At 46.5% G+C, this 14,873-nt stretch carries 8 protein-coding genes; 3 read left to right on the forward strand and 5 right to left on the reverse strand.

Annotated features, from left to right (window positions below; all coding sequences use genetic code 11):
* Nucleotides 1-11: 11 nt before the first annotated feature.
* Complete coding sequence (locus DW800_RS00860) at nt 12-3,104, reverse strand: SusC/RagA family TonB-linked outer membrane protein (protein WP_005833722.1); 3,093 nt, start codon at nt 3,102-3,104, stop codon at nt 12-14.
* A gap of 307 nt (nt 3,105-3,411) precedes the next feature.
* Here DW800_RS00860 and DW800_RS00865 point away from each other — a divergent pair, with 307 nt between their 5' ends.
* On the forward strand, nt 3,412-7,458 hold the full coding sequence (locus DW800_RS00865; RefSeq protein ID WP_119957693.1) for a hybrid sensor histidine kinase/response regulator transcription factor: 4,047 nt from the start codon (nt 3,412-3,414) through the stop codon (nt 7,456-7,458).
* A 99-nt stretch (nt 7,459-7,557) separates the two neighbouring features.
* Here the strand turns inward: DW800_RS00865 and DW800_RS00870 are convergent, their stop codons facing one another.
* Nucleotides 7,558-9,246 (reverse strand): PHB depolymerase family esterase, encoded by a 1,689-nt coding sequence (locus DW800_RS00870; protein WP_119957694.1) that lies wholly within the window; start codon nt 9,244-9,246, stop codon nt 7,558-7,560.
* A gap of 138 nt (nt 9,247-9,384) precedes the next feature.
* Here DW800_RS00870 and DW800_RS00875 point away from each other — a divergent pair, with 138 nt between their 5' ends.
* On the forward strand, nt 9,385-9,783 hold the full coding sequence (locus DW800_RS00875) for a hypothetical protein (protein WP_005833728.1): 399 nt from the start codon (nt 9,385-9,387) through the stop codon (nt 9,781-9,783).
* A gap of 265 nt (nt 9,784-10,048) precedes the next feature.
* On the opposite strand, the gene DW800_RS00880 is transcribed toward DW800_RS00875, so the two are convergent.
* Nucleotides 10,049-10,753, reverse strand: coding sequence for a SprT family zinc-dependent metalloprotease (locus tag DW800_RS00880; protein WP_057097453.1), 705 nt, complete (start codon nt 10,751-10,753; stop codon nt 10,049-10,051).
* A gap of 287 nt (nt 10,754-11,040) precedes the next feature.
* On the opposite strand from DW800_RS00880, the gene DW800_RS00885 reads away from it, so the two are divergent.
* Entirely contained in the window at nt 11,041-11,901 is an 861-nt protein-coding gene (locus tag DW800_RS00885) for a head GIN domain-containing protein (RefSeq protein ID WP_005833734.1), read from the forward strand.
* 149 nt (nt 11,902-12,050) lie between these two features.
* Here DW800_RS00885 and DW800_RS00890 read toward each other — a convergent pair whose 3' ends face one another.
* Together DW800_RS00890 and DW800_RS00895 are read right to left on the reverse strand one after the other, a co-directional pair.
* Nucleotides 12,051-14,387 carry a TonB-dependent receptor gene (locus DW800_RS00890; RefSeq protein WP_119957695.1) on the reverse strand — a complete coding sequence of 779 codons (2,337 nt, stop codon included), beginning with the start codon at nt 14,385-14,387 and terminating at the stop codon, nt 12,051-12,053.
* Between the two features lie 12 nt (nt 14,388-14,399).
* Nucleotides 14,400-14,804 carry a hypothetical protein gene (locus tag DW800_RS00895; RefSeq protein ID WP_057097450.1) on the reverse strand — a complete coding sequence of 135 codons (405 nt, stop codon included), beginning with the start codon at nt 14,802-14,804 and terminating at the stop codon, nt 14,400-14,402.
* Nucleotides 14,805-14,873: the final 69 nt, after the last annotated feature.

Here is a 14,873-nt window from a genome sequence, read left to right on the forward strand (position 1 = left end):
CTATTTATTATTTAAAATGTAACTGATAAACCGAACACCACCTTCTTCGTTGTGGGATAATTTCCGTAATCCACGCCCATACCGCTGGTAGCCGTGGAGGAAACCTCCGGGTCGAGTCCCGGATACTTGGTGAACAAGAAGAAATTATCCAACGAGGCATATACTCTCAGCTTGTCGACCAGGAACTTCTTCGTAACCGTCCGGGGCAACGTATATCCCAGCTGTATCTGCTTGATGCGGAAATAAGAGCCGTCAAAAATATAAGCATCGGACAAGCCATACTTGTCTGCATTCGTATTCTGCGGCCGTGCAAACTTACGGCTGGTAGTCCCGTCCGCCGTCCAGCGCTGGTCGTACATCTCCTTCAGCGTATAGGATATGGAGTTATAACTGTAGGACATGAATACGTCATTGCCCACGGAGCCGTTGCCGAAAATCAGAAAATCAAAATTCTTGTAGTTGGCGGTCAACGTGATTCCATATGTGAAGTCCGGCATCGGTTTACCAATCATCGCCTTGTCACTGGCATCAATGGTACCGTCACCCGTATTATCCCTGAATACGGGATTGCCCTTGTCATCCAGATGATCGACCTGATAGCCTCTGAAATACCACACCGGATAGCCTACCTCGAATGCGGAGAACGAACCGTTCGAAGCCATTGTAGTGGCGCCTTCTATGCGTCCGCCGCTGACATGCGGATCCAGATAAGTGACCTCGTTCTTCAAAGTGGCCAGATTGGCGGTCACAGAATAATTGAAATCACCGGCTTTGTCTTTCCATCCGGCCTCAAACTCAAAACCCTTATTCGTCACATTACCGGCATTCATCGGAGCCGATGAGTTTCCCGCCTCATAAGGAATGACAATGTTGGAAACAATCAAGTCTTTTGTCTTCTTCTGATACCAGTCCATACCAAACGAGAAGCGGTCGTTGAAAGCGCGCAAATCCATACCCAAATCCAGCTGTTCGGAGGTTTCCCACTTCAAGTCAGGATTATAGAGCTGCGAAGGTTTGGCAGAAGTGACATATTTCATCGCCGTATTGCTGAAAGAGTACCCGGCAGCCGAAGTCACCAGGGAATTGGAATACTTGTAACCGCTCAGATTGCTTGTGCTGCCATTCTGCCCCCAGCTTGCACGCAACTTCAGGAATGTGAGAGGGGTATTGTTCTTTTCCGTGAAAAAGCGCTCGTTGGAAATGACCCAACCGGCTGATACCGACGGGAAATAGCCCCAGCGATTGGTACCCGGAAGCACGGAAGTATCGGCTGCATCGGCACGCATGGCCGCTTGCAGCATATAGCGGTTCTGGTAATCGTAAGCCAAACGGCCGAAATAGGACAGCTTACGATTAATCAGATTATAACCGGCGGTACTCTTCACGGCATCTCCGGCAGGATACGAAACGTCGGCATACAAAGGATCGTGCTTGGCAGTCTTGTCTACACCGGCAGAAACATAAGTGAAGTTATTCTCGCTGTAGGACATACCCAGCATGGCAGACACATGATGCTTGTCCCACAAATCCGTACTATAATTCACAAAGTTCTCCCACTGATAATAGGTAGTAGAGGAGTTGGAGCGGCTGGCCCCGTTCTTATCCTTATTATTGGCGGAAGCCGAACCGTAATAGAGATTGTTATACTGATAAGTGTTTGCGTTCAGTTCCCTGTAACCCAGCCGGGTAGTAAACACAAATCCTTTGAAAGGAGTCAGGTTGGCATAGAGCGTTCCCATCAGACTGTTGCCGAAGTTTTTCTTGTCGCTCATGCGGATGGCTACCATAGGATGTATCTGTTCCATAGAACCCAGACAGCTGTAATAATCGCCCTTGTCATTGCGCAGCAAAGTAAAGCCGTTGGCAATCAATGCCTCCATTTGTTTAGGAAGCGCATCGGCTGCATACGTGTCCGCATAATAAGGAGCCATGGTCATCACGGTAGCAATCATACTGGAATATGAATTGCCCGCACTACCGTCATTGATGGATTTCTGCGTATATTTTGCATAATTGGCAGTAACACCTACCTTCAACCAAGGTTTAATGTTATAGTCGGCATTCAGCATGACGGAAAGCCGCTTGTAGGTATCCTTGTTTTCACGAAGAATACCATTGTCATACAGATTGTTTAATGACAGGAAGAAAGAGCCCTTGTCATTCGCTCCCTGAAAGTTGACCGTATGATGGGAGGATGGCGAAGCATTAAAAGCCACATCATACCAATCGGTAGTCGATACACCGTCCCATGTGCCGCTGGTAATAAGCTCCTGGATATTATCATCTGTAAAAGTAGGGTCTTGCTCCTTCTTTTGCAATAAAGCTTCTTGTGAATTAATCAGCTTGGGACGTTGCGCCAGGCTACTGATGGAATATTGAAAGTCGTAGGAAATGCTGCTGGTTCCTTTGCTTCCGCTCTTTGTGGTAATAAGCACTACGCCATTACCGGCCTGCGCACCATAAATGGCAGCGGATGCGGCATCTTTCAGGACTTCCATGCTTTTTATATTATTAGGATCCACAGCACTCAAGTCGGATACTATCAATCCGTCTACCACATAGAGGGGATCGGAAGTACCATTCGATGAAAAACCACGGACACGAATGGTAGGCGAAGCACCCGGTTGCGAAGTTGTGGATATCAGTTGTACACCGGCTGTCTTGCCCTGCAGGGCTTCTTCCACCCGGGTAATAGAGCGGTTCTGGATGTCTTCTGCCTTCACGGAAGAAATGGCGCCTGTCAGGTCGCTCTTCTTCTGTACACCATAGCCCACCACTACCACTTCATCCAGCGTCCGGGTGTCTTCTTTCATCGTTATATTCATTCTCTCTGATACGGCTTTCAGTTCTTGTGTCACATATCCGATGTACGAATAGACAATGACGGCACCTTGCTTTACCTTTAAGGAATAATTTCCCTCCATATTCGTAATCACTCCATTAGAGGTGCCCTTTTCAAGTACACTCACACCAATCATCGGTTCTCCCAAATCATCTGTAATCCGTCCCGATATCATCATCGGACTTTGCGCCAGCATAAAAGGTATTCCCACCCAAAGGAACAGCCAGAATGCCATCAGCTTTCTTTTAAAGTTGTTTTCCATAATGCTTAAATAATTAGATTTGTTAATAAAAAAGCTACATTCACTTATTGTAGGATTTCCGATACAATTTTATCAAAAGAGGAGATAAGAGGATATTGAGAAAATACAAAAACATTTCCTATATGTTCAGATATTGTTTCTTGTACGTTCAAAAGATTATCAATATGTTCAAAACATGCCATACAGCATATTCCAAGCGGAAAAATCACTGTTACAGCAAATATCACCTACTTATTTTCTTTCTACTTTTGTCTGCTCCATTGTAAAAAAACACTCTCCGCGGAACATACCTTAATACACTTCATATATGAAAAAAATCATTCTTTCCCTCATAGCTTTATCTGCAATAGCGGTGTCTTCGTGCCAACCGACAACCGCCAAAGCAGAAGCGGAAAAACAGGATGTTTATAGAATTTCGGCAACCATTTCCAACCAAAACATTACGGATTTCCAAGAAGACGCGCAAGGCTATATCTGGATAGGAACCACACGAGGACTGAACAGATTCAACGCACACGAATACCGGCAATATTACAGTTCCAACGACTCACTGCAACTGCCCGGAGATAGAATCCAGGATATTTTCATGGACTCACGCAAACGCTTATGGATAGCGACAACCAACGGAACATGCCGATATACCGACCAAGACAACTTCTGCCAGATACCCATAAACGTGCCCTATAACAATAGGAACGGACATCAGTTCATAGAAAGCAAGGATGGAAAAATCTTCCTAAACATGGTGGTACATCTCTGCGTCTATAACCCTGAAACAGACACTTTCAACCGTATTTTCATCAACTTTGACCCGGACAAGACCTATAAACAGACCTGCTACATAGATAACAACAACTGTCTGTGGGCCGTCAACCCCGTATCCATCCGATGCTACGACTCCCGAAACATGCAACTGACAGACTCCATACCCATGCCGCAGAAGATTACCTACTCTTACATGCACAACCATACCTCCCTATGGCTGGCAAGCAAGAACCGACTCTTCATATTCGATACCGAAAGCAAAAGATTCAAAACGACTCCCGAAGCAATAAGTAATCATCCCATCTTATCGAAAGCCGCCATCACCTATATACACCCGTACGACAAGAACAGGCTACTGATTTGCACGCAAAAGCATACGTTCCTTTACAACCACATAGAAAACACCGTCATACATGAAAAGGAAAACGGATTTCCATTTGAAGTCCCGCAACATGGCATCAAATGCATGTACACCGACTCGCACAAGAATCTGTGGATAGGCTCGCCGGACCAAGGCTATACCGTACGCTATCATTATAAGGAGCGTTTCAACAGCAACAATTATCTGCGTTCGTTCTTCCATCAAAAATCCATCATAGCCCTCGATGCCGACTCCTGCAACTTGTATATATCCACCCTGAAAGACGGAATGTATATCTACAACCTGAATACCAAGCATATAGAAGCTGTGAATATCAGTAGAATCCTACCTGCACAAAACACAGAAAATATAATTGTCAGACACATCTATCACGACAAAGACCGGCACATCTGGCTTGCCACCAATACCAATCAAGTCATAAAATGCGTGCTCGAGTCTAATCAATTAAAAGCAACGAGTATTTTTTCCGTCCCTTCCGTACTGTGCATAACGCAAGACCGTAACGGAACAATATGGGCAGGCAGCTTCAGCCAGGCAATATATGCCCTGAAAAAAGGTGAAAAGGTATTCACACCCGTATCACTTTATCCCCAGTCATTTTTCACCTTTACTCCTACCCTACGTCCCCTCTCCAATGGAGAAGTATGGATTGCCTCCTTTGCCAACAAGATTCGTTCAATAAATCCGGATACATGGAAAATCCGGATACCGGACATCTCGAGGGCAGACAGCCTGGCCTGCATACGCCGTTCTAAATTTATCCCTTCCGTATTATACGAAGACAGCCAAGGAGATATCTGGATTGGAACCTCCCATAACGGTCTTTTACGATATACTTCGCAGAATCATAAATTATCTCCCATATCCGGCATTGGCTGCACAGAGATTTGCAGCATCGAAGAAGATATACAAGGGAACCTATGGATATCCACATTATACGGATTAAGTAAATATGAGCGCCGGACCAATCAAATCAGCAACTACTATGCAAGCGACGGTATCGGCGGCAATCAATTCTACGACCGTGCATCCTGCCGACTTTCAAACGGAACCTTAGTATTCGGCGGCACTCACGGAATGACATTCTTCAATCCGGTGGAAACTCCTTTCAAATACGATGTTCCCCTGACGTTCGAGAATCTGAAGATTCATAACAAGCTTGTATATCCCGGAAAGAATGCAATCATCGACAAGGACCTCTCCTACCAACCGGACGTATATCTGAAACATAGCCAGACCAGCTTCAGCATATCATTTGCCGCATTGGATTATAGTGAATACGAACGAATACACTATCACTACCAATTGGAAGGCATTGACCGCTACTGGATAAATGCACACACCAACCGGGAAGCTTATTATGCCAACCTTCCCACAGGAACCTATATGTTCAAAGTAAAAATCACCAATGAAGACCAAAGCATAATCGGAGAAGAAAAACAGTTGCGCATCATCGTCAAACCTGCTCCTTGGAATACCTGGTGGGCAAGATGTGCATATGCTCTGGCAATCATCGGAATAGCCGGTACACTTATACACAGTTGGCGGCGCGTAAGAATCGAGAAAGAAACCGCCTGCCGTGCCGAACAAGAAAAAGCACAAGAGCAGAAAATGAATAAGACATACATGAGCTATTTTACCAACATATCCCACGAGTTCCGGACACCACTGACCACGATGTTGGGTTCCATCAGACAACTGTGTGCCGCCCCAGCCAATACAGAGCCTAACCGGGAACTACTGAATGTTCTGCAAGACGGTATTCTGCGGATGCTCCAGCTAGTCAACCAATTGCTCGATTTCAACAAATTAGACAACGACAATCTGGGACTGGAGGTCCAACAGACCAACCTTGCCTCCACCATCAAACGAATCATCAGTTTCTTCAACATCAATGCCCAAAGCAAGAATATAACCCTTAGCATTCAGGGATTACACCATGACATCCTCTATTGGGCCGATGAAGACAAAGTAGAGAAAATACTGAGCAATCTGCTTTCCAATGCCATGAAGTTTACTCCTACAGGAGGTGAAATAGAAATCTCGTTCGCCATCGTCACACGCCAAGAAGCCGAGGAGTTCTTCTGCCTGACAGAACAAGACAAAAGCGTCCGGTATATCCGGATTTCCGTAACCAACACCGGAGAAAACATTCCGGAAGAACAGCTGGAAAAAATCTTTGAACGGTTCTATCAGATAAAAGGCAACAAAGGGACTTACAATTGGGGAACCGGCATCGGGCTTTATTATGCCCGATGCCTTGCCCGGTTGCACCACGGACACTTGAAAGCGGCAAACCGGAAAGAAAGGAATGGAGCCATGTTTATCCTGATTCTGCCCGCAGACGATTTCTCGTACACAAAAGAGGAACGGTTCTATGGCAAAAAAACACTCCTGAACAATACTTCCATAGAACCTGCGAAAATAGAACCGGATGCTGCCCGTGAAGGTAAAACAAGTCCGAAAACAATACTCATAGTAGACGATGACCCGGCCATCATGCACTATCTGCAGATTCTGCTGACCCCGCATTATCACATCATCAGCCGACTCAATTCCACCAACATCTTCCAGACCATTGTAGACGAAGCTCCGGATTTAATACTGAGCGATGTACTGATGCCGGACAAAGACGGTTACCAGCTTTGCAAAGAGATTAAAGCAAACCTGCAATTCTGTCACATACCCGTCATTCTGGTAACCGCCAAATCCACCGTGGAAAACCAGATAGAAGGATTGCATACCGGAGCAGACGCATACGTGCCCAAACCTTTTGAACCGGCTTACTTACTGGCCCTGATTGAATCACTATTGACGAACCGTGATAAAATGCGTAGTTTCCTGACGAACAATACCCGGACAAGCCAGATGAAAGAACTTGCCCTTACCCCAAAAGACGAGGCCTTCATGACAGAACTGTATAAACTAATGGAAAATGAACTGGATAATCCGGAACTGGACATCACGCGGATGGCCGAATTACTCAAAATCTCCCGTACCAAATTTTACTACAAGGTGAAAGGGTTAACCGGCAAGAATCCAAGCGTTTTCTTCAGAACTTATAAACTGAACCGCGCAGCCGAACTAATCAAGGAAGGGACCTATACCATCTCCGAAATAGCGGACATGACCGGTTTCAATACCCTTCCCCACTTCTCTACCTGCTTTAAAAAACAATTCGGCATAAACCCGAGTGAGTATCAATAAACCTTGTACATCCCTTATCAGCACCCACGGCTCCCTCTAATTCCCTTAAAAGAAAGAGCCGTGGCCTGCATAGAGATTACTTCCGATAAAAGTTGCCGATTATCGCTTGTTATAAACCAGTTTCTTCGTCTGCGGGTCGCGGGAGAATTGTTTCATGAAATCCCACATCAACCGTGCGTCAGGCTTGAAGTTCCAATGACCGTAGTCATTCACAGCCACGACTTTAATCAGCGGAATGTTTCCCTTGTAAAGCACTCCCGCTTCCATCGTGACGCGCTTGTTGGTGGAAATCACTTCCCTATCCTTCAGCGCTATGCCGAAGGTGGCATCTTTCGAAAAGTCAGGTCGACTACTCACCTCCATGCCGTTCATGGTCTGATAGGCAGTCCAGGCACAGAAAAAGGCATTGGTGCGCCAATTGTTCTCGCTTACAAAAGGCACAACTTCGTCGTCCGTACCCGTCACAGAGAAATAAGCGGTCTCCACACTGCCCCGTTTCTGTACCGCCTCGTTCATCAGCGCTTCGCCATTGTAGCCGAACATATACCGGTCGGGGGTCAGCCCAGCCGATTGGGCACCCACAGCGGCAAACACGTGCGACTTGCGTATACCGAGCCCCGTAGCCGTAGCGGCTCCTGCCGAAAGCCCTTCGGCATATACCCGCGAAGGGTCTATCTGCGGATAGGTCTTCAACAGATGATACACCACCTGCTCGATGCCGTCCAACCCCATAGGAGCATAACCGTTGCCCTGCCACTCCAATTCGGCAACAATGAAGTTCTCCTCAACCGCCAACTCAATGAAGCCGGATGTCTCAGCCTGCGTACGCGGATCATTGTTGTTGCCATGCAGCAAAAGCAACAACGGCACAGAAGCCTTTTCTGCCTTCAAGGTAGCTTCCGGATGGAATTCATACCATAGGAAATCGCCTGTACCGATAAGGTCTTTCTTCATCACACGACGAGTGATTCCCCAATCTTCGGGCATGATATACGGCTCCAGCTCATACGTACCATATTGGTCGAATTGAGCTCCCGTGTACCAAGTATGTTCGTAATTGTTGAAACGGTAGTTCTTGCAAAGCAAAGTCTTCCAGGCTTCTGCAAAAGCCTCTTTCAGGGAAGTGTATTTGTTTGCACTCACCACAACCTGCTGTAACGGCTCCTTCCGGTTGGCATAACAAGCCAACCCGTCTTCTTTCCGCACCGGTTCCGCCTGATTCTGCAAGATATAGGCTGCCGCTACCTGCCGACTGTGTGTTCCGGCAATAAAAGCAGGAACGGGGGCGGCACCCTCAGCCGTCTTGGCCGGTCGGCCATTCAGCGATACGATACCGGCAACAGCACCCGCATGTCCGGCAATGGTTCTATTAACGAACGTCGCTCCCTTACCTATACCGATTATCTTCAGATTAGTAAAAACACGCATCTTGTTCAGGAAATTCTTATAAGCTTCCAAATCCTTCACCGCATCATACTCCTTTCCCAAGGGGTTCATCACACAGACCGTCCCCGAATAGGTGTGCGCATAGGACGCAATACCCAATTCATCCGTCAACGCCGCCGCTTCGGAAGCATCGCACGGCTTGTCCGGATAAATCACGAAAAAAGGGGAAAAGCCGGGAAAACGTCCCTCTACACTCTTGCACGTATCACGCGTAATGTAAACTTCCTGCTCCAACCCAGGAAAACGAACAAACGGAGGAAGCCCTTCAGGGGTTCCACCAGCCCCTTTCATCTGCAATGCAACTACAGAAAACAAGAGCCCAAAAATGAAATTCAGTTTCATAGTATCTTTAACAATTTGTTTTACGACCGCAATATTAGCGAATTGCCCTCAAAGCATTCTTTCCTATTTGTTCAAATGTTTATCCTCCGGTTCAATTTTATTCATTACATTTGCAGTGTTTCTTAAAACCAACCGTATATGGCACATCGTCTTAATACCAACAAACAGTTTATGGTAGGCAACGGCATCCTTGCCTTTGCCGTGATTTTCGTAGTCGTCATCTTTGTCTACATGAGCATGAGGCTGCAACAACAGAAAGCGGAAAACCGCAACTTCATCGAAACCTATACCATCACACTGACGAAAGGCTTTGCCGGAGACTCCACCTCCATCTTCATCAACGACAGCCTGCTGGTGAACCGCACCATGACGGAAGAACCTTTCATCCTCGAGGTGAAACGCTTTGCCGAACAAAGCGCACTGATGATTGTGAACAATGCAACCGAGAAGCTTTCCCTGTTTGAGCTTAGCGAAAAAGGAGGAGAATACCGGTTCGAGAAGGAAGGGGAAGAGGTGAAGCAGCTGGCGCAGGAATAAAAGAAAGGTGCATTGGAGGAATAAGCATGTTCTCTTATTTATTGTATCTGTCATTCATTATACCTGAGTAGCTACGGTACTATAAGACAATTCAGTTACAGAAATTTACAGTTTCCATTCCTTCAAGATGATTTCCGAAAATATCGGCAGAGTGTGCTGCAAGGCAGGAGAAAACGTTTTAGTAAAACAAAAAGAAGATGCTTTTACAGCCTCATTGCAAATCAAGAAAAGAAGTTACAATAGGCTCGAAAAAGAAGCGGTTCCCCTATATCTCCGTTCTGTATTTCCGAAGTTCCATTCTCAATGCCTGCGCCTTGCCGTCCGTCAGCTTGTCGAGCAACGCCCAAAAACGCTCCCCATGATTCATCTCGCGAGTATGCGCCAGTTCGTGTAGTAGCACATAGTCTATCAGATGCTTGGGAAGAAGCACCAGATAATAGGAAAGATTGATATTGCCCTGTGTCGAACAACTCCCCCAACGTCCGCTGCTGGAATTAATCTTCACACTCTTGTAAGAAAGGTCATGCTGCATGGAAAGCATATACAAGCGAGGTGGAAGAATAATCTTTGCATTCCGCCGCAAAGCCTCTTCAATCACCTTGCGTAGCCAAGCCTGCAGATTCTCATCCGAGAAATCCGCATCCGGCGGACAGATTATCTGCATTTCTCCCAACTCGGAACGGGACAAGAACCGTTCCCGTTGTCCGCCGACCAACGTCAGCTTGAAGAACTCCGTATCAATGCGGTAATCCAAATCAATCAGCTTTCTGACCTGCTTCTGTCTGGCAGCCCTCAAACGCGGACGAAGCTGCTCGATGGCATTCTCTACCTCGGCAAGAGAAGTCCGGGGAGGCACGGTCACGTGAATTCCATCCTCCTTTGTACGGAAAGTGAGACGCCGTGCCCGGGCATTGACCCGGACAAACAAAGGACCTAGCTCTTTATCTTCTATAATGCGGTTTACTGTCATAAATCAAAGCCTCTCCCGTAGGAAGGGGCGGGGAAGAGGCTTTGCAAATGAACAAAGAATCGTCCAAAAAAGCAAGCAAACACCTGACAAAAGCGGACGGAGTGTCCGATAATGAACACTATGTAAAAGTTATTACACTTTAGTTATCAGCGACTTACACTTGTGGCACAATAATTGATTAAAGTATGATGACCGAGCGTCCTTTGAAAAAAGCATTTCTACATGCAACTTTTTCAAGGCAAATCACGTCTAACTAATAAATACTGAATCACAAAAAACAAAAAAATATGAAAGCTCTAACAACATTTATCGCAATCGCCTTATTGGCATTCAGTACAACCGCTTGTTCACAACAACACACATACCGTTCCGGAGGCTTCGGCAGCAAGACGGTCAAGGCAAGCAAGAACTATGTAACCAAAGACATAAAAGTGAACAACTTCACCAAGCTGAGTGTAGCCGGCAGCCCCGACGTGACCTACACGCAGAAGTCCGGCAAACCGACAGTGGAAGTATACACCTCGGACAACATTGTAGACTTACTGGATATCCGTGTCAAGGACAATACTCTCTACATCGGCTTCAAGAAGAATGTCAGCGTATCCTACAATAAACTGGAAGTACGTGTGTCCGCAGAAAAGTTGAACGGCATTGCCGTGGCAGGTTCGGGAGACGTGGAACTGAAAAACGGACTGAAGACGGACAACCTCAAAATTTCCGTAGCCGGTTCGGGTGACATCAGTGGAAACAACATCTCCTGCATAGACCTCGATATTTCCATCGCAGGCTCGGGAGACATCAACAGCAGCGACATCACTTGCAATGACCTCCAAGTATCCGTTGCAGGTTCAGGTGACATGAAGCTGAACAACGTAACGGCCAACTTCACCAAAGCATCCGTTGCCGGTTCGGGCACCGCTATCCTGAGTGGCAGCACCCAAGAAGCTGAATACAGTGTGGCAGGTTCGGGTGATTTGTTTGCTTCCGATTTCGTTGCCAAGAAAGCATCCGCCAGTGTTGCCGGTTCAGGCGACATCAAGTGCCATGCCACAGATTTCCTGAAAGTACGCACCAGCGGAAGTGGTAGTGTAGGCTACAAGGGCAATCCGGAACTGGATTATCCGAAGAAAGGACTGTATAAGCTCTGACATTGGAAAATATAGACTTTAAGATTAATAATTATAAGCCTAAACTAAATTCTCTCTCAAATAATTACCTATAAAGATGACGAAGGACTCCCGCGAGGAAGTCCTTCGTTTTTTTATCACCCCACACCTCCGAAGCACGGGAACAACTATCATTTATCTACATTCAGAATACCCGACTCATTGTCGCTGTTATTGATGCGTCTGTCGGATGATTTGTAACGCTTGCCGAACTCGAAGTTATAACTCAGTTTGATAACCGCCATCTGTCCTATCTCTTTCGCATGGCTCCACGAGGTATAGGGCGCCACTTTGCTTACCCGTTCCTTACCCGTCTTGTAGTTGTTGGTGAACGGGAACATCATCCCTACCCCCAGCTGCAGGCGCTTGTGAGTATAAGTGGCCAGAATGGCAGTCTGATTCTCGCCCTTATAAATCGTTTCGCCCACCAGTTCGTTCGCTCTTTTGCTGAATTGTCCCAACAGAGAGAACTGCTTATAATTGAACATGGCAACCAGATTGTAATAGAAGTCATTATACGTATGGGTATAGGTATTGCCGTTAGACCAGTAACGTGTAAATCCACCATCTATACTCAGCGTCAGGAAATTCTTCAGACTACCAATGTTCAGTCCGCGGAATGTGAAAGAAGGGCCAAAGCGCAGAAACTGTGCAGAACGCTGGTTCTCGCTCATCGAAACCAACTTGTCTCCCTCGGCAAACACACTCTCCATGATGATATTCTTGTGATAGCCATGTGTCACATTCAGCATGAAAACGAACTTCTGCTTCATATAGGAGTAGTTCAACGTATTGTTAAAGACACTGTAAGTCTCCAATGCCGGATTGCCGCGTACTATCTGGATGGTATCTATCGCCTGCTCCACATTGGTCAACGCACTGAGCGAAGGAATCTTGGGTTCGACATTGAACCGATAGTTGATGTTGCCGTTCTTGTGCGGCGAGAAGTTCAGACGGACAGTGGGGGTAAAGGTGTAATAGGTATGTTCCTCCCCTCCTTCCTTGAAATAAGAGCGGGTCAATCCGGCACTCACACCATAACTCACTTTCTTGATATTTCCCTGCACCTCGGCAAACGCCGCTGTCTTTGCCTGGTTCATTTCCGAAACGACGGGTGAGGAGCCTGCATACTCGTTCCTGGCATACATCCGGTAGTGCCGCAATCCGGAACTGAATACGAGGGACTTGAAACGCTTGTCGTAGATGGCTTCACCGATGATGGAACGCTTGTTTCCCGTCACATCGGTTTCAAGCATCGCCAGGTCTTCGGCTTGAGGAGTATATTCGTGGTAGAGCCTGTTATTGTCGGTGTGCATCAGCGTACCGGTCACGCTCATCGTAAGCATCTGATTCTTCGGTAATGTACGCTGGTAATAAAGGTCGAGCGAAGGAGTGTAGCCGGACTGCTTGTTCTTCAGTCCAGAGAAGATATAGTTATCGGCATCCGCAGCATCATACAGCTTGTTCGACTGGTTCAGAGAGGGAGCATCATAGATACTGTTGCGGAACACGACGTTGAATACGTACTTATCCTGCTCCGTCAGATTGTAAGAGAGGTCGATATTGTGGGTAAAGTGCTTGTTTTGGTCGTGAAGCCCCTCCTGCACACGATGTATCGTCTTATTTTCCAACACATATGTCTCATCTATATCCGTATACGTTTTCTTGAAGTTACGGGCAGACAAGTTATAGAACAATCCCCATTGTGACTTTTTATGATTGAACTTGGCCACCACATTGTCCTCGCTAAACAATATGTGGGGAGCATTAGTGGCTTGTATATTGACCAGTCCGCCCGTTTCGCGGCGGCGGACAATGATGTCTACCACAGCCCCCAGGCTGCTGTCGCCATAGCGTTCTCCCGGATTTTCAATGAATTCTATTCTTACAATCTCCTTGGGCAGGAGGGCTGCCACTTCGGTGGAGGTAGCCACAATACCGTTGATACGTGTCTGTACACTACCGCCATTGGCTTCCAGGCCTTTGCCAAGAGCATCCACCTTCAAGTGCGGAATGGCAAGGTTCAGCATCAGGTCGTAGGGATTATAGGAATTCTTCATGGCAGTAGCGGTGGGTACTACAACCATGCGGTCTACCTTCTGCGTGATATTGCTGCCCGATATTACCACCTCGTCCAGTGCTACCGACTGTTCTTTCAAGATAATGTCTCCCATCTGCACAGTGCCTTGGGGAGTCCTGATGACAATCTGTTCGCCGACGTAACCGATATAAGAGAGTCTTAACAGGAAATCCGAACCGGCAGTGGCTCTCAAAGCAAATTTACCTTTGCCATCAGTGGTGCTTCCCGTAACGAATGAAGAGTCGGGCAAGGAAATCAGGGCTACATTGACAAATTCCACCGGACGGTTCTGTTCATCTACAATTGTACCGTTTACTTTCACTGTTTGTGCCGCTGCGACAAAGCTACCCAACAGGCATACGATAGCTATAACAAGAATCTTTTTCATAAATGCCGGTGTTTAGAGTTTGTCTTTTAAAGCTGACTCGATGATTGCCTTTATCTCTTCTGACGAAAGAGTTTCTTTATTGGTCCACTCCTTGTCTCTCTCCTCCGAGATATCCAATACGGAATCGCAATGTTCCGACATCAGCAGAAAGAGCATTTTCTCTGAAGTTTCGCCCGACGCGCTTATTACCTCATAGTGCACTTCGGCATACTTGCAAAATTTGCCGTCTACGTTACGACCACATTTACGCTCCAGGTATCCGTAACGGAATTTCTCACCTTCACCTAACTGCGACTTAACATATTCCTTAGTTGCCGACTTTATTTTATACTGGTCGCTTCCGGGGAAGTAACATGAAGTAAGAGATACAAGTGCAAAACACGCTACGATTGTCATTGTTCTGAATGTACTTTTCATAAGACTTTTTGTTTTTTGATTTGATGCAAAGTTAAGGCGAAAAGTCGCTTAACTCCTACTAAATCGCAC

Source organism: Bacteroides sp. AM32-11AC (assembly GCF_003603515.1).
Taxonomy (GTDB): Bacteria; Bacteroidota; Bacteroidia; order Bacteroidales; family Bacteroidaceae; genus Bacteroides; species Bacteroides uniformis.

Coding starts and splice junctions, on each gene's coding strand:
- DW800_RS00860 (WP_005833722.1), bottom strand. CDS start 3,104: ATGGAAAACAACTTTAAAAGAAAGCTGATGGCATTCTGGCTGTTCCTT.
- DW800_RS00865 (WP_119957693.1), top strand. CDS start 3,412: ATGAAAAAAATCATTCTTTCCCTCATAGCTTTATCTGCAATAGCGGTG.
- DW800_RS00870 (WP_119957694.1), bottom strand. CDS start 9,246: ATGAAACTGAATTTCATTTTTGGGCTCTTGTTTTCTGTAGTTGCATTG.
- DW800_RS00875 (WP_005833728.1), top strand. CDS start 9,385: ATGGCACATCGTCTTAATACCAACAAACAGTTTATGGTAGGCAACGGC.
- DW800_RS00880 (WP_057097453.1), bottom strand. CDS start 10,753: ATGACAGTAAACCGCATTATAGAAGATAAAGAGCTAGGTCCTTTGTTT.
- DW800_RS00885 (WP_005833734.1), top strand. CDS start 11,041: ATGAAAGCTCTAACAACATTTATCGCAATCGCCTTATTGGCATTCAGT.
- DW800_RS00890 (WP_119957695.1), bottom strand. CDS start 14,387: ATGAAAAAGATTCTTGTTATAGCTATCGTATGCCTGTTGGGTAGCTTT.
- DW800_RS00895 (WP_057097450.1), bottom strand. CDS start 14,804: ATGAAAAGTACATTCAGAACAATGACAATCGTAGCGTGTTTTGCACTT.